Origin of the sequence: Luteitalea sp. (assembly GCF_044337415.1) — a bacterium.
Lineage (GTDB): Bacteria > Acidobacteriota > Vicinamibacteria > Vicinamibacterales > Vicinamibacteraceae > Luteitalea.
In genome coordinates this window covers 1-17,753 of the sequence record NZ_JBIINP010000031.1, presented here as the reverse complement: position 1 = coordinate 17,753, position 17,753 = coordinate 1, and the positions used below count along the sequence as shown (strand labels likewise).

21 protein-coding genes are annotated in these 17,753 nt (G+C 70.4%); 19 read left to right on the top strand and 2 right to left on the bottom strand.

The window, feature by feature from the left end:
* Positions 1-2: 2 nt before the first annotated feature.
* The 4 genes from hemW to ACIRDX_RS07785 all read left to right on the top strand — a co-directional run bounded on the left by hemW (position 3) and on the right by ACIRDX_RS07785 (position 2,776).
* Positions 3-1,133, top strand: a complete 1,131-nt coding sequence (hemW, locus tag ACIRDX_RS07800) for a radical SAM family heme chaperone HemW (protein ID WP_396624847.1) — start codon at positions 3-5, stop codon at positions 1,131-1,133.
* Positions 1,134-1,216: 83 nt separating this feature from the next.
* A complete protein-coding gene (locus ACIRDX_RS07795) occupies positions 1,217-1,732 on the top strand; it encodes a hypothetical protein (RefSeq protein ID WP_396624846.1) in 516 nt (171 codons plus the stop codon).
* A 67-nt stretch (positions 1,733-1,799) separates the two neighbouring features.
* Positions 1,800-2,324: a hypothetical protein gene (locus tag ACIRDX_RS07790; protein ID WP_396624845.1), complete on the top strand. Its 525-nt coding sequence runs from the start codon at positions 1,800-1,802 to the stop codon at positions 2,322-2,324.
* Positions 2,321-2,776: a hypothetical protein gene (locus ACIRDX_RS07785; protein ID WP_396624844.1), complete on the top strand. Its 456-nt coding sequence runs from the start codon at positions 2,321-2,323 to the stop codon at positions 2,774-2,776. Before ACIRDX_RS07790 ends, ACIRDX_RS07785 begins: the two co-directional genes overlap by 4 nt.
* 126 nt (positions 2,777-2,902) lie before the next feature.
* Here the strand turns inward: ACIRDX_RS07785 and ACIRDX_RS07780 are convergent, their stop codons facing one another.
* Positions 2,903-3,388, bottom strand: a complete 486-nt coding sequence (locus ACIRDX_RS07780; RefSeq protein WP_396624843.1) for a hypothetical protein — start codon at positions 3,386-3,388, stop codon at positions 2,903-2,905.
* Positions 3,389-3,516: 128 nt separating this feature from the next.
* Here ACIRDX_RS07780 and ACIRDX_RS07775 point away from each other — a divergent pair, with 128 nt between their 5' ends.
* The 12 genes from ACIRDX_RS07775 (at position 3,517) to lysS (ending at position 12,723) form a co-directional block, all read left to right on the top strand.
* Positions 3,517-4,656: an acyl-CoA dehydrogenase family protein gene (locus tag ACIRDX_RS07775; protein WP_396624842.1), complete on the top strand. Its 1,140-nt coding sequence runs from the start codon at positions 3,517-3,519 to the stop codon at positions 4,654-4,656.
* Positions 4,653-5,603, top strand: a complete 951-nt coding sequence (gene meaB, locus ACIRDX_RS07770) for a methylmalonyl Co-A mutase-associated GTPase MeaB (protein ID WP_396624841.1) — start codon at positions 4,653-4,655, stop codon at positions 5,601-5,603. Before ACIRDX_RS07775 ends, meaB begins: the two co-directional genes overlap by 4 nt.
* 137 nt (positions 5,604-5,740) lie before the next feature.
* Positions 5,741-6,601: an S-methyl-5'-thioadenosine phosphorylase gene (locus ACIRDX_RS07765; RefSeq protein ID WP_396624840.1), complete on the top strand. Its 861-nt coding sequence runs from the start codon at positions 5,741-5,743 to the stop codon at positions 6,599-6,601.
* A 95-nt stretch (positions 6,602-6,696) separates the two neighbouring features.
* The gene (locus ACIRDX_RS07760; protein ID WP_396624839.1) at positions 6,697-7,638 is read left to right on the top strand and encodes a carbohydrate kinase family protein; all 942 of its coding nucleotides are present in this window, start codon (positions 6,697-6,699) and stop codon (positions 7,636-7,638) included.
* Positions 7,639-7,710: 72 nt separating this feature from the next.
* On the top strand, positions 7,711-8,190 hold the full coding sequence (locus ACIRDX_RS07755) for a DUF2085 domain-containing protein (RefSeq protein ID WP_396624838.1): 480 nt from the start codon (positions 7,711-7,713) through the stop codon (positions 8,188-8,190).
* An 86-nt stretch (positions 8,191-8,276) separates the two neighbouring features.
* Positions 8,277-8,675, top strand: a complete 399-nt coding sequence (locus ACIRDX_RS07750; protein ID WP_396624837.1) for a DUF6677 family protein — start codon at positions 8,277-8,279, stop codon at positions 8,673-8,675.
* Complete coding sequence (locus ACIRDX_RS07745; protein ID WP_396624836.1) at positions 8,675-8,848, top strand: hypothetical protein; 174 nt, start codon at positions 8,675-8,677, stop codon at positions 8,846-8,848. Before ACIRDX_RS07750 ends, ACIRDX_RS07745 begins: the two co-directional genes overlap by 1 nt.
* Positions 8,845-9,240 carry a VanZ family protein gene (locus tag ACIRDX_RS07740; protein ID WP_396624835.1) on the top strand — a complete coding sequence of 132 codons (396 nt, stop codon included), beginning with the start codon at positions 8,845-8,847 and terminating at the stop codon, positions 9,238-9,240. The genes ACIRDX_RS07745 and ACIRDX_RS07740 overlap by 4 nt, the downstream gene beginning before the upstream one ends.
* 82 nt (positions 9,241-9,322) lie before the next feature.
* Entirely contained in the window at positions 9,323-10,105 is a 783-nt protein-coding gene (locus tag ACIRDX_RS07735) for an enoyl-CoA hydratase/isomerase family protein (protein WP_396624834.1), read from the top strand.
* Between the two features lie 13 nt (positions 10,106-10,118).
* The gene (gene ribH, locus ACIRDX_RS07730) at positions 10,119-10,619 is read left to right on the top strand and encodes a 6,7-dimethyl-8-ribityllumazine synthase (RefSeq protein ID WP_396624833.1); all 501 of its coding nucleotides are present in this window, start codon (positions 10,119-10,121) and stop codon (positions 10,617-10,619) included.
* Positions 10,616-11,098 (top strand): transcription antitermination factor NusB, encoded by a 483-nt coding sequence (gene nusB / locus ACIRDX_RS07725; RefSeq protein WP_396624832.1) that lies wholly within the window; start codon positions 10,616-10,618, stop codon positions 11,096-11,098. The genes ribH and nusB overlap by 4 nt, the downstream gene beginning before the upstream one ends.
* A 92-nt stretch (positions 11,099-11,190) precedes the next feature.
* A complete protein-coding gene (gene lysS, locus ACIRDX_RS07720) occupies positions 11,191-12,723 on the top strand; it encodes a lysine--tRNA ligase (RefSeq protein ID WP_396624831.1) in 1,533 nt (510 codons plus the stop codon).
* A 206-nt stretch (positions 12,724-12,929) separates the two neighbouring features.
* On the opposite strand, the gene ACIRDX_RS07715 is transcribed toward lysS, so the two are convergent.
* Entirely contained in the window at positions 12,930-13,259 is a 330-nt protein-coding gene (locus ACIRDX_RS07715; protein WP_396624830.1) for a four helix bundle protein, read from the bottom strand.
* Between the two features lie 183 nt (positions 13,260-13,442).
* Here ACIRDX_RS07715 and ACIRDX_RS07710 point away from each other — a divergent pair, with 183 nt between their 5' ends.
* The 3 genes from ACIRDX_RS07710 to ACIRDX_RS07700 all read left to right on the top strand — a co-directional run.
* Entirely contained in the window at positions 13,443-14,669 is a 1,227-nt protein-coding gene (locus ACIRDX_RS07710) for an FtsX-like permease family protein (RefSeq protein ID WP_396624829.1), read from the top strand.
* Positions 14,670-14,824: 155 nt separating this feature from the next.
* Positions 14,825-15,499 carry an ABC transporter ATP-binding protein gene (locus ACIRDX_RS07705; RefSeq protein ID WP_396624828.1) on the top strand — a complete coding sequence of 225 codons (675 nt, stop codon included), beginning with the start codon at positions 14,825-14,827 and terminating at the stop codon, positions 15,497-15,499.
* Positions 15,500-15,702: 203 nt separating this feature from the next.
* Positions 15,703-17,753 (top strand): ATP-dependent Clp protease ATP-binding subunit (locus tag ACIRDX_RS07700; RefSeq protein ID WP_396624827.1); only part of this gene is annotated, 2,051 nt, incomplete at its 3' end.

Sequence of the window (17,753 nt, the reverse complement as noted above, 5' to 3'; positions counted from 1 at the left end):
CCGTGGAGCGCGAACCGCTCGGCCTGTACGTCCACATCCCGTTCTGCAGCGCCATCTGCCATTACTGCAACTTCAACCGCGGACTCCTCGACGAGGCCCTGAAGGCGGCCTACGTCGATGCCCTCGCCGTCCACATCGAACGCGAGGGGCGTGGCGACCCCATCGACACGATCTACTTCGGCGGCGGGACGCCCTCGCTGCTCGAGCCCGCAGAGATCGCGCGTGTCATCGACGCCTGCCGTGGGGCCTTCCGCGTGGCCCCGGGCACCGAGGTGACGATGGAGGCCAACCCCGAGACGGTGGACGAGCGGCGCCTGGCCGGTTTCCGCGCCGCGGGGGTGACCCGGCTGTCGTTCGGCGTGCAATCCTTCCGCGACGACGAGTTGAGGCGCCTCGGGCGTTTGCACGGCGCCGAGCGCGCTCGTGCGGCCGTCGCCGAGGCACGCGCGGCCGGCTTCGACAACGTCAGCCTCGACCTGATGATGTGGCTGCCCGGTCAGACCGTGGCGCAGTGGATGACGTCTGTAGAAGGACTGATTGCTACAGGCGTCGATCACGCATCCCTCTACCTCCTCGAGCTCTACCCGAACGCGCCCCTGCAGGAACTGATGGCACGGGAGCAGTGGTCGCAGACGCCAGACGATGACGCGGCCGACATGTACGAGCAGGCCATGGATCGGCTTGGCGCGGCCGGGTTGGCGCAGTACGAAATCTCGAACGTGGCCCGCCCGGGGCGGGAGTGCCGGCACAATCTCAAGTACTGGCGCGACACGGGCTGGCTGGCATTCGGGTGTGGCGCGCACGGCTCGCGCGACGGCCGGCGATGGAAGCACGTCGCCGACACGCGCGCCTACGTGGACCGCGTGAAGGCGGGGGCGGACCCGGTGGCCGAGGCGCGGCACCTCGACCAGGAGACACGCCTGGCCGAGGCCCTGTTCATGGGGTTGCGGCTGTCCGAAGGTCTAGATCCCGATGCGTACCACGCACGTTTCGGGCAGGATCTCTGGACTCGCTACGGGGAGGCGCTGGCCCCGGCCGTGGAGGCGGGCTTGCTCCTGCGCGAGCCGGGACGGATTCGCCTGACCCGCCGTGGCATGCTCCTCGCCAACGAAGTGATGCAGGTGTTCGTGTGATGAGTTTTTCCCCGGGGGCCCACTTACGGTACAGTAGCCGCCGGATTCACCACCCCTTGTTTTCGGAGTCGGAGGAAGTCGCTATGCGTTCGTTGATGGAGGCGCGGGCCGTACGTGGTGCGGGTGCGCGGGTGGCCCTGGGTGCCGCCGTTCTGATGTTCGGTCTCGCCGTGAGCACGCCCGCCCGGGCCCAGGACGCGGCGCAACCGGCCGCCCCGGCCAAGCCCCAGTTGACGTTCGACAACGCCGACGCCGTGGTGTGGTTCTACGCCGTCAAGGGCGACAGCGGCGCCAAGTTCGAGGAGTTCTTCACGCGCGTCAAGGAGGCGATGGCCAAGAGCACCAACGCCGAGCGCAAGACGCAGGCGGCGGGCATGCGCCTGATGAAGTCGACCTCGCCGGCGGCCGACGGCACGATCAACTACGTGCTCATCGTCAGCCCGATTTCCAAGGGCCAGGAGTACAGCCCGGGCATGCTCCTGTTCGAGGTGTTCCCGACCGAGGCCAAGACGCTCGTCGATCAGCTCCAGTCGTACATCAACGACAAGGGCCTGAACGCCGCCGTGCCGCTGGCCAACGTGATGACCCTCGGCCAGTAGGCCGTTTCGAGAACGTCTTTCCGGGACCCCGGCGGTGCGCGAGCGCCGGCCGGGGTCTTCGTGCTGAATGCGCACCATCGTCCTCACGCTCTCCCTGGTTGTGGCGGCCGCGGCGCTCGTCGACGCGCAGGCGCCCGCCCCGGCGCCCCCGGCAGAGGCTGCCGGGCAGCCCACCGTGCCCGCCGTGCCCGCGGCGCTGCCGATGGCCGGCCCGGCCGGCATGGTCTTCCACGCCATCAAGGCCGACAAGACGGCCGACTTCGAGTCGGTCATGACGCGCCTGCGCGACCTGCTGGCCGTCTCGGGCAACGAGGTGCGGCGCCGGCAGGGCGCGGGATGGCGCGTGCTGAAGCAGGCGACGCCGCTCGGCGACGGCAGCGTGTTGTACGTCTCGCTGCTCGATCCCGTGGTGGCCAACGCCGAGTACGACGTGCCCCGGCTCCTGGCCGAAGCGGCCCCGGCCGAGGCCGCCCAGCTCTACGAGCAGTTCCGCGACGCGCACGTGCAGGCGACCGTCCAGGCGTCGAACCTCACCGTCGTGCTCGCGCCCGTCGCTGCCGGCGCCAGCCCGGCCCCCGCACCCAAGCCATGACCTTCGCGTTGGTGCTGGCCGTCGCGCTGGCGGGTGTGTCGCCGACACAAGCCCCGCCGCCTCAAGCGCCCGCCGCCGTGGCGCCCGGCGTGGCGCAGGCCGGCCCGGGTGACATGTGGCTGGTGATCTACAGCGTCATGCCCGACAAGGGGCCGCAGTTCGAGGCGCTCGCGCGGGAGGTGCGCGAGGCGCTGGCGCGCAGCCCGCAGGAGGTCCGGCAGGCGCAGGCGCGCGATCTGCGCATCCACCGGTCCGCGCTTCCCGCGCACGACGGCAAGCTGATGTACTTCCTCCAGATCGCGGCACTCACCGGCGATGCCGACCGATCGGGCTTCGACGCGCTCATCGACGCCGTCCTGCCGGAGCAGGCCACGGCGCTCAAGAAGCAGCTCGAGGGGGCGCTGGACCCGGCCAATCCCTCGGGGAACACCTACCTCATCAACGTCCGGTAGACGGCAGTCGGCAGTCGGGAGTCGGCAGTCGGCAGTCGGCAGTCGGCGGTCGGCGGGGCAGGCTGCCTGCCGCCCGTCGCCCGCAGCCCATCCCGTGGTTGACGTGGCTGTGCCGCCACGACTCCTTCAGAACGCGAGCGTGAGGCCCGCGTAGGCCCGGTGCGCGTTGGCGGCGCGCGCGTCGCGGAAGCGGAAGTAGCGGTAGTCGAGGCGGAGCTTCAGGGGACCTGCCAACTCGATCTTCGCGCCGCCGCCGAGCGCGGCATGCATGTCGGTGCGTTCGTACACGTTCTCGAAACGCTCGCGGTACAGCCCTGCGCCGGCGATGCCGTAGAACTGCACGCCGCTGACGGGGATGGGGTTCTGCACGTACACGCTCGCGGTCCCGACGGCCAGCGAGGGGGCCAGGTCGTCGACAGCCTGCGCCACGCGTGTCACCTCCACTTCCCAGCCCACGATCAGCAGTCCGAACCCCAGCGCGATGCCCGTCGTCGGCCGGAGCGCGGGCGCGTTCTGCAGGCCCGCGAAGATCGTGAGGTCGGCCACGGCCGGTGAGACCGTCCCGAGCCAGCACACCGCGGCGAGCAGGCCGAGGCGCATGCGCGTCGTCATGGGCGGATTATGGCCGAGCCCGGCCGTGCGCGCGCCTCCGGCGAGCGGCAGCCACGTACTCACGGTGCGCTACCATCGGGTCAGAACAGACCCGACTGCCGACACCCGACTGCCGACTGCCGTTCCCGATGGACCTCCACCTCACCGCCGATCAGCGCGTGCTTCGTGACAGCGTCCGGGAGTTCGCCGAACGCGAGCTTCGTCCCCACGTGCGCGCCTGGGACGAGTCGCAGCACTTCCCGATGGCGCTCCTCCCGAAGCTGGCCGACCTCGGGTTGATGGGGATCCAGTTCCCGGACGACGTCGGAGGCTCCGGGATGTCGGCCGTCGACTACTGCATCTGCATCGAGGAACTGGCGCGCGTCGATCCGGCGATCGCGCTGAGCGTGGCGGCGCACAACGGGCTGGCGGCGGCACACCTGCACATGTTCGGCACGCCGGCGCAGCAGGCGCGCTTCCTCGGTCCGCTCGCCCGCGGCGAGGTCCTCGGGGCGTGGGGGCTCACCGAACCGGGCGCGGGCAGCGACGCGGCCTCGATGCGAACGGCGGCGCGTCGCGACGGCGACGGCTGGGTGCTCTCCGGATCGAAGACGTTCATCACGCACGGCAACATCGCGGGCGTCTACGTCGTGATGGCCGTCACCGATCGCGCGCGGGGCAGCCGCGGCATCTCGGCCTTCGTGATGCCCTCCGGCACCCCCGGCCTGCGAGCGGGGCGCAAGGAAGACAAGCTCGGCATGCGCGCCAGCGAGACGAGCGAGGTCCTGCTCGAGGACTGCCGCGTCGGCGCCGACGCCCTGCTCGGCGACGAAGGGCAGGGGTTCGTGAACACGCTGCAGGTGCTCGACGCCGGGCGCATCGGCATTGCCGCGCTCTCGGTTGGCCTGGCGCAGGGTGCGTGGGAGGCCGCGCGCACCCACGCGCAGCGGCGGGAGCAGTTCGGCCGCCCCATCGCCGAGTTCCAGGGCATCCGCTGGAAGCTGGCCGACCTGGCGACCCGGATCGATGCGGCCCGCCTGCTCACGTACCGTGCCGCCGCGCTGAAGGACGAGGGGACGCGCACCACGCGCGAGTCGTCGATGGCCAAGCTGTACGCGAGCGAGGTGGCGGTCCGCGCCGCCGACGAGTGCGTGCAGATTCACGGTGGCTACGGTTTCGTGAAGGACTACCCGGCCGAGAAGTACTTCCGCGACGTGAAGCTGCTCACGATCGGCGAGGGCACCAGCGAGGTGCAGCGCCTCGTCATCGCGCGGCAGCTGCTGGCGTGACCCGCGACGAGTTGATTGCACGCGTGCGCGCCGGCGAGCCGAGGGCGGTGGCGCGCGCCATCTCGCTGGTCGAGAACGAGACGCCCGAGGCCGCCCCGCTCATCGCGGCCCTGCACCCGCTGGCCGGCCGCAGTTGGCTCGTCGGCCTCACCGGACCGCCGGGGGCCGGCAAGAGCACGCTCGTCGATCGCCTCGCCGGCGTCTGGCGCGCCGCCGGGCACCGTGTCGGCATCATCGCCGTCGATCCCTCCAGTCCGTTCACCGGCGGGGCCCTCCTCGGCGATCGCGTCCGCATGCAGCAACACGCGGGTGATCGCGGCCTCTTCATCCGCAGCATGGCGACGCGCGGACACCTCGGCGGACTGGCGCGCGCGACGGGCGACGTCGCCGTCGTGCTCGATGCTGCGGGCTTCGACCGCATCATCGTGGAGACCGTGGGGGTGGGCCAGGACGAGGTCGACGTCGTGCGTGCCGCCGACGTCTCCGTGGTGGTGCTCGTGCCCGGCACGGGCGACGATGTGCAGGCCCTGAAGGCGGGCCTGATGGAGATCGCCGACGTGTACGTGGTCAACAAGGCGGACCGTGACGGCGCCGACCGCGCCGTCGCCGCCGTCGAGGCCATGCTCGCGCTGCGGCCGGCGGAGGCCGGGACGTGGCAACCCCCCGTGCTGCGGACGACGGCCGCCTCGGGCGAGGGCGTCGAGGCGCTCGCGTCGAGCATCGAGGCCTTCCGGGCCCAGGCAGGGCCCCTGGCCGAGGCGCGTCGCCGTGAGCGTGCGGCGCTGCGGGTACGCGATCTCCTGGTCCGGGCGTTTCTCGCGCGGCTCGAGGGCGCGGTGCTCGCGCCCGGCGAGTTCGAGGCGCTGGCCGGTCAGGTGGCGCGTCGCGAGATCGACCCGCACGCGGCTGCGGCGCAGTTGCTTGCACGGGCCTCGTCTGCGGGCTGACCCGCGCCGGGCGGGAGTGGACAACCGGCGGGCCGCACCCCCATCATGTCGTGTTTGCGCCGGCCGGCCTTCCGCCGCTGGTGCGCGTCGGCTGCGGCGGCGTCCCCGCCCCGCGCCGCGCTGGTTGCCATCACGCTATGTCCATCCAGATCGGCATCATCGGGGGTAGTGGCCTGTACGACATGGCCGAGCTCACCGACCGTCACGAACTCACGATCGACACGCCCTTCGGCCCGCCGTCGGGGCCCTACGTCACCGGCACGCTGGGCGGCACCAGGGTCGCGTTCCTGCCGCGGCATGGCGTTGGGCACCGGATCACTCCGTCGGAGCTGAACTTCCGGGCCAACATCTACGGCTTCAAGACGCTCGGCGTGGAGCGCCTGCTGTCGGCCAGCGCCGTCGGGTCGCTCCGCGAGGACATGGCGCCGCTCGATCTCGTGATCCCGGACCAGTTCATCGACCGCACGCGCGGGCGCATCGGGACGTTCTTCGGCGACGGCATCGTCGGCCACATCGCGTTTGCCGACCCGGTGTGCAACGACCTGGCGCAGGTGGCCTACGACGCATCGGTCGCCGCAGGGGCGAAGGTCCACAAGGGCGGCACGTACGTGTGCATGGAGGGCCCGGCGTTCTCGACGCGCGCCGAGTCGCACCTGTACCGGTCCTGGGGCGCGCACATCATCGGCATGACCAACCTGCAGGAGGCCAAGCTGGCGCGCGAGGCCGAGATCTGCTACGCGACGATCGCGCTGGTCACCGACTACGACTGCTGGCATCCCGATCACGACCACGTGACGGTGGAGATGGTGATCAACACGCTGCACCAGAACGCCCGGACGGCCCAGCAGGTGATCGCCGGGGCCGTCAAGGCGCTCTCCAGCACGCCGCGCACCTGCGGCTGCGGGCAGGCGCTGGCCACCGCCATCATCACGCGCCCCGAACTCGTGCCCGAAGAGACGCGCCAGAAGCTCGCGCCGATCATGGGCAAGTACTTGTAGGCGACAGGCTACGGGTGACAGGCGGCCTGAGGGCCGCGGCCCGTGGCCATTCCGCTCCCCGATACCCGCTCCCCGAAACCCGACACCCGAATTCCATGGCCCGCCACATCGTTACCGGTTCGATCGCCTACGACTACCTCATGACGTTCCCGGGGACGTTCACGGAGCTGTTGCTCCCTGAGCACCTGAAGCGCCTGAGCCTCAGCTTCCTCGTCGACGAGATGGAGAAGCGGCGCGGCGGCTGCGCGCCCAACATCGCGTACACGCTGGCGCTGCTCGGTGAGCGGCCGCTGCTGATGGGCACGGCGGGGCAGGACTTCTCGGATTACCGTGCGTGGCTCGAGGCCGCCAACGTCGACACGTCGCTCGTGCACGAGGTCGAGGGCAAGTTCACGGCGTCGTTCTTCTGCAGCACCGATACGCAGAACAACCAGATCGCGTCGTTCTACACGGGAGCGATGGCCGATGCCGACGAGCTCTCGTTCCGCACGGCGGGCGAGGCCGATCTGGTGATCATCTCGCCCAACGACCCGAAGGCGATGGTGCAGTACGCCGAGGAGTGCCGCACGCTCGGCCTGCGCTACATCTTCGACCCGGGCCAGCAGTGCGCGCGCATGGAGGGGCCGGAACTGGCCGCGGGCCTGGTGGGCGCCAACATCGTGATCTGCAACGACTACGAGTACGAGCTGATTCGCGAGAAGACCGGCCTCGACGTCGATGCGCTGCTCGACAAGTCCGAAGCGGTGATCATCACCAAGGGCGAGCACGGCTCGTCGATCCACCTGCCGGGGCGTCGCGTGGACGTGCCCGTGGCGCCCGAGCGCCGCGTGGCCGATCCGACCGGTGTCGGCGATGCCTATCGCGGCGGGCTGATGAAGGGCCTCGCCATGGGCTGCGACTGGGAAACGTGCGGCCGGCTGGGCAGCGTCACGGCGACGTACGCCCTCGAGCACGTCGGGGGCCAGAGCCATGCCTACACGATGGACGAGTTCCGTGAGCGCTATGTGGAGGCGTTCGGCGGCACGTGCCCGGTGTAGCGTCCTGGTGCGGCGCGGGGCCGCAGTGACGGCGCACGGTCGCGCCAATGCGCCTGGCGGCACGGGGCCCGCGTGAGCACGCCGGCCAGCCGCCTGCGAGCGGCCCTGGTGGCGCTGTCGGTCGTCTGGGCGGCGGCCGTGGTCGCGGCGCCGCTCGCGAGGGCGGGGCACGGCCACTGGGGCGTCGAGGCGTTCGCCACCGTGCCGTATCTGGTCGGGACCCGCATCTGTCACCAGCGACCTGAGCGCTCGTTCCACACGCAGGGCGTGGCCTGGCCGGTCTGCGGCCGCTGTGCCGGCCTCTACCTCTCGGGCGCGACCGCCCTGCTGGCGGCCGCCGTCATGCGATCCAGGCGGGACCGGCGGTTCAGCGCCCTGCTTGCGGTCGCTGCCGTCCCGACGATGGCGACCTGGGGCCTCGAAGCCGCTGGCCTGTGGGACCCCGGCACCGGTCTGCGGGCCCTCGCCGCCGTGCCCCTCGGCCTGGCGATCGGCTGGACCCTCCACGCCGCACTCGAGGAAGGGCCGGGCGAGACAGGCCAGCGGTCCTAGGCTGCAGGCTGCAGGCTGCCTGTCGCCCCGCTACCCGCTACCCGCTACCCGCGACCCGCTACTGGCCTTGCTACACTTGTTCGCTGATGTCCGCACGACCAGCCTCGTCCTCGCTCCCTCCCGTGCCGCCGCTCGTCCTGTGCGCCATCGGCTGGCTCGTGCCCGGCGCGGCGCACGCGTGGCTGGGGCGACGTGACAAGGCCCTCATCTTCCTCGTGGCCATCGTCCTGCTGTTTGCCGCGGGCCTGGCGCTCGAGGGCCGCATCTTCCCGGTCACCTTCCAGGAACCGCTCGTCGGCCTGGCGGCGCTGGCCAACCTCGGCGTCGGCCTGCCGTACTTCGTGGCCTGGGCAGCTGGGCTCGGGGCCGGTAACGTCGTCGCGTCCAGCTACGAGTACGCCAACACCTACCTGATCGTGGCCGGCTTGCTGAATGCCCTCGTGGTGCTCGACGCCTACGACATCGCGATCGGGCGCAAGCCGTGATGACCAGCCATCTCCTGCTCCTCGTGTTCTTCGCGGCCTGCGTGGCGGCCGTGCTCGCGGCCTTGCAGAAGGACGACCGGGCGGGGCAGCTCCGCCTCGCGCTCTACATCGCCGGCGGGTTCATCGGCACGGCGCTGGTGCTCGGCTGGGTGCTGTTTCCGTTCCCGCTGTGACGCCCGCGCAGCGCCGCTTCGTCGGGTGGCTGCCGGCGACCGCCTGGCTGACGATGATCTTCGTGTTGTCGTCGCAGCCGGCGCTGCCGAGTCCGCCGGCGGTGAACGACAAGCAGGCACACGCGTTCACATTCGGTGTGCTCGCCGTGCTGCTGTTGATGGGGCTGGCGGGGTGGCGCTGGGCGTCCGTCACGCGGTCGGCGTTGCTGACCGCCTTCCTGCTCGCGGCGGCCTACGGGGTCACCGACGAACTGCACCAGCGCTTCGTGCCCGGGCGGACCCCCGACGTCGCCGATGTCGCGGCCGACGCGGCCGGCGCGGCCCTCGCCATGGTTGCCGCAGGGGCGTGGGCTATACTCCTCCACAGGCGGCGGTCTGCCGCCCGTCCCTGAACCACAGGCGTCCCTGGCTGGTTCCCCTGCGGAATCCGCGCGCGGCCGACCGACCCCGACGCACGCCGCTGCCACTGCCGACATGAGCGACGAGTACCTCGACCTGACGGGCACCGACGCGGTGCGCGTGCTCACCATCACGCGTCCCGAGAAGCTCAACGCGCTCAACCGGGCGACGCTGGCGGCCCTGCACGCGCGCCTCGAGACGCTGGCCGCCGATCCCGCCCTGCGCGTCCTGATCGTCACGGGCGCCGGGACGAAGGCCTTCGTGGCCGGTGCCGACATCTCGGAGTTCGAGGGCCTCACCCCGGCCGAGGCGGCCAGCTACGCGCGCGTCGGCCAGGCGGTGTTCGATCGGCTCGAGTCGTTGCCCGTCCCGACCATCGCCGCGATCAACGGCTATGCGCTCGGCGGCGGCTGCGAGCTGGCGCTGGCGTGTACCTTCCGGCTGGTGGCCGACACGGCGCGACTGGGCCTGCCCGAGACGTCGCTCGGGCTGATTCCCGGGTTCGGCGGCACCCAGCGACTCGCGAGGGCCATCGGGCGGCAACAGGCGCTCGAACTGATCCTCACGGGGCGGCAGGTCGACGCCGACGAAGCCGTGCGCCTCGGGCTGGCCCTGCGGGCGGTGCCCGCGGCCACGCTCATGGACGCCGCGCAGGCGCTCGCAGCGCAACTCGCCGCGCGGGCGCCCGTCGCGTTGCGATACGCGCGCGAGGCCATGGCAGGAGGCCTCGACCGGCCGCTGGCCGACGGCCTGGCTGCCGAAGCGCGCCTGTTCGGTCTGGCGGCCGCCACCGCCGACATGCGGGAGGGCGTCCGCGCCTTCCTCGAGAAGCGTCAGGCCGTGTTTACCGGTCGATAGGAGCCGCCCGCCCGTGTCCCGTCCTGCCATCCTCCAGCCCGTCCCGCAGGCCCCCGGCCTTCGCGTCGCCCTCGTCGTGTCGACCTACCACGACGGCATCACCGAACGCCTGGCCGCCGGTGCCCTCGAGGCGCTGGCCGCGGCAGGTGTGGCGCGCGACGCCATCGAGCGGCTCGACGTGCCGGGCGCCTACGAGATCCCGTTCGGCGCGCGCACGGCCGCCGCGTCCGGGCGCATCGACGCCGTCGTCTGCCTCGGCTGCCTGATCAAGGGCGAGACGCCGCACTTCGACTACATCGCGTCTGCCGTGTCGCACGGCATCATGCAGGCCTCGCTCGCGCAGGGCGTGCCGATGGCGTTCGGCGTCCTCACGGTGAACACCATGGACGAAGCCGAAGCTCGCGTGCCCGAGGGGCCAGGCAACAAGGGCTACGAGGCCGCGGTGGCCGTCGTGACGATGGCGCAGCTCGCGAGCGCGTGGGCGCCGGCGAGCGGGCAGGGGAGCCACGGGTGAGCCTCGACCCCCAGCACCTCCGTCAGGCGCGCGAGATCGCGCTGCAGATGCTCTACGGATGGGAGATGACGGGCGATGCACTGCCCGAGGCCATCTCCGGCGTCCGCGACCTGCAGCTGCGCCCGCCCGTGGCCGAGCGCGATGCGCTGGCCATCGCGCTGGCGCAGGGCACGGCCCGCACGCTGGATCGCATCGATCCGCTGATCGCGGAGGCCGCCACCAACTGGCGCCTCGAGCGGATCGCCGTGATCGACAGGCTGGTGCTGCGCCTGGCCGTCTTCGAGTTCCTCGAGCGCCCCGAGGTGCCGCCGGCCGTGGTCATCAACGAGGCGCTCGAACTGGCCCGCACGTTCAGCGCGCCCGACGCGGTGCGCTTCGTGAACGGCGTCCTGGACGCCATCCGGAAGCGCCTCGACAAGGACCGGCCGCCTCCGCCGACGGCTTCGGCGGGCCCCGGGCGCCCGGCACCGGAACAGTGACGTCGACGCTCCCTCAGTCCTCCTGCGCGCCCTGGTCGGTCGCTTGCCGCGCCGTACCTGTGGTCCGTAGCCTGTAGCCCGTAGCCCTTCCCATGTCCGATTCCGAACTCGTCGCCCAGCGTCGTACCAACTTCGAGAGCCTGACCGCCCTCGGCGTCCAGCCGTACCCGAACGCGTACGACACCACGCACCGCGTCAGCGAGCTGGTGGCCAGCTACGGCGAGACGTCCGGGGAGGCGCTCGAGGCCGAGCATGTGCCCGTGCGCGCCGCAGGGCGCATCCTCGGCATGCGCACGTTCGGCAAGGCGAACTTCCTCGTGCTGTCGGACGGCGTGGCGACCATCCAGGCCTACATCCGCCAGGACTCGGTGAGCGCCGACGCGTTCGCGCTGTTCAAGCTGCTCGACTTCGGTGATCAGGTCGGTGTGGCCGGGCGCGTGTTCCGGACGCGCACCAACGAGCTCACCATCTGGGCCAGCGACCTGGTCTTCCTCGCCAAGAGCTTCCTCCCGCTGCCCGAGAAGTGGCACGGCCTGCAGGACATCGAGACGCGCTATCGCCAGCGGTACCTCGACCTCATCGTCAACCCCGAGGCGCGTCGCGTGTTCGACGTGCGGGCGCGCACGCTGCAGGCGATCCGCAGCTTCCTCGATGCCCGCGGCTTCCTCGAGGTCGAGACGCCGATGATGCAGCCCATCGCCGGCGGCGCGCTGGCGCGGCCGTTCGTGACGCACCACAACGCGCTCGACATGAAGCTCTACATGCGCATCGCGCCGGAGCTCTACCTCAAGCGGCTCGTGGTGGGCGGCATGGACCGCGTGTACGAGATCAACAGGAACTTCCGCAACGAGGGGATCTCGACGCAGCACAACCCCGAGTTCACGATGCTCGAGTTCTACCAGGCGTACGTGGACTACCAGCACCTGATGCGTCTCACCGAGGAGATGTTCGCCGAGGTCGCGCAGAAGACCGTCGGCACCACCGACCTCACGTTCAACGGGCACGCCATCTCGTTCGCGGCGCCGTTCCGCCGGCTGTCGCTGCGCCACGCGGCCGCCGAGCGCGCCTCCGAGAAGCTGCAGCGCTCGGTCGAGGTCGACATGCTGCGCGACACGGCCACGGCCCGCAGCATCGCGACGGCGCTCGGCCTCGAGGTGCCCGAGGGCGTCGGCGCCGGCAAGATCGCCACCGAGATCTTCGAGGCCCTCTGCGAGGAGGACCTGATCCAGCCGACGTTCATCTACGACTTCCCGACCGAGGTGTCGCCGCTCTCCAAGCAGAAGGCCGACGATCCCGACACCGTCGAGCGGTTCGAGTTGTACGCCGGCGGCTTCGAGGTCGCCAACGCCTTCAGCGAGCTCAACGATCCGGCCGAGCAGCGCCGGCGCTTCGAGGGCCAGCTCGCCGATCGCGCCCGCGGCGACGCCGAGGCGCACCAGATGGACGAGGACTACATCCGCGCGCTCGAGTACGGCCTCCCGCCGACCGGCGGCGAGGGCGTCGGCATCGATCGCCTGGTGATGCTCCTCACCGGCAGCGCGAGCATCCGCGACGTCATCCTGTTCCCGTTGATGCGCAGCCAGGGGCAGGCTCAGGGCTCAGGGCTCAAGGCTCAGAGGGAATAGGCTTCAGCACAGGCTCAGGGCGCAAGGCTCAGGGCTCAGAAAAGGGCTCAAGGCTCAGGGCTCAAGGCTCAGAGAGCTTGGGTCGGCTCGCGCATCAGCCCCATGGCGCACGACGGTAGGGCCGGCTCTCCGAGCCCGGCCTTCATGTTCACGGCTCAGCCGACGCAGGCTCAAGGTTCAGGGCGCGGAGAGCATGCCGAGGGGCGTCAGGTACGCGGAGAGCCGTCGCGCGGTTCCAGGGCCAATCGCGTCAACTGCGAGCGGAGGGCCTGCAATCTCCGGACGAGCGTCTCGTAGTCCTGCTCCAGTCGTCGCAGGTGCGCGTCGCCGTCGGCCAGGCGTCCCAGCACCGACAGCAGGTACCGGGTCTCTGCGGCCGAGCCGGCGGCGACCTCGACGAACCGGCCGTACTCGCGCGTGGTGTGCCGTTGGCTGCCCTCGACGAGATTGAGCGGCACGGAGAGGGCCGCGCGAGTCAGCTGATCGCGAAAGATGAAGCGCCCAGGTGCGTCCAGCGTGGCAACAATCGCCAGCACGCCGAACAGCAGCCGGTCACTTTCCGAAAGACCTCGAGATTCCTGACATCACGTGCCATCGCACCGCCCAGCCCTGCATGAGCAATGCCGTCCCCGGCACAGTATGCTTTCTGAGCCCTGAGCCCTGAGCCCTGAGCCGTGCTCTCTGAGCCTTGAGCCCTGAAGCCTGTAGCCTGTTCCCGCATGCCCTTCGAACTCTTCCTCGCCCTCCGGTACCTGGTCGCCCGTCGCAAGCAGGCGTTCCTGTCGCTGATCTCGGTCATCTCGACGATTGGCGTGGCGGTGGGGGTGATGGCGCTCATCATCGCGCTCGCCCTGATGACGGGCCTGCAGGGCGAACTGCGCGACCGCATCGTCGGGGCGTCGCCGCACATCTACGTCTGGAAGGTCGGCGACGGGCTCACCGATCTGCCGGGCGACATCGCGCGGCTCAAGCAGGTGCCGCGCGTGACCGGTGCGTCGCCCATCGTGCTGGGCAAGGCGCTGGTCACGGCAGGGGAGCAGCAGGCCTTCATCACGGTGAAGGGCATCGAACCGGCGTCGGAAGGCGAGGTCACCGATGTCGGCGCGCGCATGATCAAGGGCACGTTGTCGGCGCTGGCGACGCGCCCCGAGGATGCCCTGGCCGGCATCGCGATCGGCCAGGCGCTGGCCGACCAGCTGCGCGTGCATGTGGGCGACACGGTCACGCTGATGACGCCCGAGGGACCGCTCTCGCCGTTCGGCCCGACGATGGGGAGCCGGCGCCTCGAGGTGACGGGGATCTACTCGCTCGGGCTGTACGAGTTCGACGCGGCGTACGGCTTCGTGTCGCTGCCCACGGCGCAGCGCCTGCTGGCGCGCGACCGCCCCGACTTCGTCCAGGTGCGCGTCGACGACATGTACGCCGCGCCGCAGGTGGCGGCCGACATCGTGCAGCGGCTCGGCGCGACGTACGTCACGCAGGACTGGGCGCAGATGAACCAGTCGCTCTTCTCGGCCCTCTGGCTCGAGAAGATGGCGATCTCGATCACCATCGGCCTCATCGTGATGGTCGCGGCGCTCAACATCGTGGCGTCGCTCGTGCTGTTGGTGATGGAGAAGAGCCGCGACATCGCCATCCTCAAGACGATGGGCGCGGGGGCGCGCAGCATCACGGCGGTGTTCATGCTGCAGGGCCTGATCATCGGTGCCATAGGCACCCTGGTCGGCGCCACCAGCGGGCTCGTCGTGACATGGGTGCTGGACCGCTACAAGCTCATCCGCGTGCCCATGGACGTCTACCAGGTGGCCTACGTGCCCTTCAAGGTGCAGGCCGACGACTTCGTGCTGGTCGTCCTGGCGGCCCTGGTGATCTGCTTCCTCGCGACGATCTACCCCTCACGCCAGGCCTCGCGCCTCGACCCGGCGCAGGCGCTCAGGTATCAATAGGCTCAGGGCTCACGGCTCAGGGCTCAGAGAGCACGCGATGGCCCGCAAGCGGGACTCGGTGGCAGGGCTCAGCACTCCTGACACGAAGGCTCGGAGGACGTTCTGCCTGTAAGCTTTCTGAGCCTTGAGCCCAAAGCCTTGAGCCTGTAGCTGCGATGCCTTTCCTCTCCGTCTCCGCCCTCACCAAGTCCTATCCGACCCCGAACGGGCCCGTCGAGGTGTTGCGCGACGTCGACCTGCAGGTGGAGGCCGGCGAGATGGTGGCGATCGTCGGGGCGTCGGGGGTCGGGAAGAGCACGCTGCTGCACGTCCTCGGCGGCCTCGATGGCCTCGACGCGGGCGTGGTCGAGGTGGACGGGGTGGCGCTCCACGCCCTGGCCGACGCCGGGCGCGTGGCATTCCGGAACCGGCATGTCGGGTTCGTGTTCCAGTTCCATCACCTGCTGCCCGAGTTCTCGGCACAGGAGAACGTCGAGATGCCGCTCCGCATCGGGCGTGTGCCGCTGGCGGAGGGGCGCCCGCGCGCCACGGCCCTGCTGGAGCGGGTCGGCCTGGGGCACCGGCTGACGCACCGCCCGGGGACGCTCTCGGGCGGGGAGCAGCAACGGGTGGCCATCGCCCGGGCCCTGGTGATGCGTCCCGCCCTCCTGCTGGCCGACGAACCGACCGGCAACCTCGACGAGCACACGGCCGACAGCTTGCATGCCCTCCTGCGGGAGATGCATGCCGAGCACCGCCTGACGTCGGTGATCGCCACCCACAACGGACGCCTCGCGGAGGCGTGCGACCGGGTGTTGCGGCTCGAGGGCGGGCGGCTGCGCCCGGCCTGAGCAGCAGACGCGCCCCGGCCCATCCGTCCTGGCACGGATGGCGTCCTAACCGGTGGGACCCGCGCTCGTGTGGCGCGGGCGTCGGCACGGCGGTCGGCAGGTCGACTCGGGCGTGTGTGCGGGGCGTCCCGCGCGGCCCTTCCCGTATAATGCGAGCACACGGCACCCCACGCGCAGTCCGCGTGAGCTCTCCAAGGGACCACATGTTCGAGCGGTATACAGAACGAGCGCGGCGCGTCCTCTTCTTCGCCCGGTACGAGGCGAGCCAACTGGGCAGCGTCTCGATCGAGACCGAGCACCTCCTGCTGGGCCTGATCCGCGAGGGCAAGGGACTCACGAGCCGGATCTTCGCGCGGTCGCACCTGTCGCTGGAGGCCATCCGCAAGGAGGTCGAGGGCCGCACGGTGTTCCGCGAGAAGGTGTCGACCTCGGTCGAGATTCCCTTCAGCGCGGAGACCAAGCGCGTGCTGCAGCACGCGGCCGAGGAAGCCGACCAGCTGTCGCACAACTACATCGGCACCGAGCACCTGCTGCTCGGCATCCTGCGCGAGGAGCAGTCGGTCGCGGCCACCATCCTGATGGAGAAGGGCATGCGGCTGGCCACGGTCCGCGAGGACATCGTGGCGCTGCTGAACGAGAAGACGACGATGACGCGCGTCAAGGAGACGCCGCTGCTCGCCGAGTTCAGCCGCGACCTCAGCGAGGCCGCACTCAAGAGCTCCCTGGACCCGCTCGTCGGTCGCGAGACCGAGATCGAGCGCGTGCAGCAGGTGCTCTGCCGCCGCACGAAGAACAACGCGGTGCTCATCGGCGAACCGGGCGTCGGCAAGACGGCCATCGTCGAGGGGCTGGCGCAGAAGATCGCCGTGGGCGACGTGCCCCACTTCCTCGCCGACAAGCGGATTCTCGCGCTCGACATCTCGCTGATCGTCGCCGGCACGAAGTACCGCGGCCAGTTCGAGGAGCGCCTGAAGGCGATCATGAAGGAGCTCGTCGAGAACCCGAACATCATCGTGTTCATCGACGAGTTGCACACGCTGGTGGGCGCGGGGTCGGCCGAGGGCTCGCTCGACGCGGCCAACATCCTCAAGCCGGCGTTGTCGCGCGGCGAAATCCGCTGCATCGGCGCGACGACGCCCGCCGAGTACCGGAAGTACATCGAGAAGGACCGTTCGCTCGAGCGCCGCTTCCAGGCCGTGAAGGTGGATCCGCCCAGCGAGGGCGAGGCGATCCAGATCCTGATGGGGATCAAGGAGCGCTACGAGACCTTCCACCACGTCGACTACTCGCGCGAGGCGCTCGAGGCGGCGGTGTACCAGTCCAGCCGGTACATCACCGACCGCTTCCTGCCCGACAAGGCGATCGACCTGCTCGACGAGGCCGGCGCGCGCGCCAAGCTGCGCGAGGCGGGCTACAGCGAGGAGTTCGGGCAGATCAACCGCAACATCCGCGTGGCGGTCGAGCAGATGGAGAGCGCGGTCTCGCAGAAGGACTTCGAGCGCGCGCAGTTCTTCCGCGAGCAGGAAGTGATGGCCCGCGAGAACCTCCAGTTCGTGCGCGAGAAGTTCGACGTCGCGTCGAGCCACCGCCGCGTCACGGTGGGGCGGCCGGAGATCGACGAGGTCGTCTCCAAGTGGACCGGCGTGCCGCTCACCTCGATCAACGAGGACGAGGGCGACAAGCTGCTCCGCATGGAAGAGGAGCTGCACGCGCGCGTCATCAGCCAGGACCGCGCCATCAGCGCCGTGTCGCGGGCGATTCGCCGCTCGCGTGCCGGCCTGAAGAGCCCGTCGCGTCCGGTGGGCAGCTTCCTGTTCCTCGGCCCGACCGGCGTGGGCAAGACCGAGCTCGCGCGGGCGCTGGCCAACCTGCTGTTCGGCAGCGACCACGCGCTCATCCGCTTCGACATGTCCGAGTACATGGAGAAGCACTCGGTGAGCAAGCTGATCGGGTCGCCCCCGGGCTACGTGGGACACGAGGAGGGCGGGCAGCTCACCGAGAAGGTGAAGCGCAATCCCTACTCGGTGGTGCTGCTCGACGAGATCGAGAAGGCGCACCCCGACCTGTTCAACATCCTGCTGCAGGTGTTCGAGGACGGGCACCTGACCGACGGCCTGGGCAATCGCGTCAACTTCAAGAACGCGATCATCATCATGACGTCGAACATCGGCGCGCGCTTCATCCAGAAGAAGGCGTCGCTGGGGTTCCAGCCGGGCGAGTCGGCCGAGACCAAGACCATCAACGAGCAGGTGCT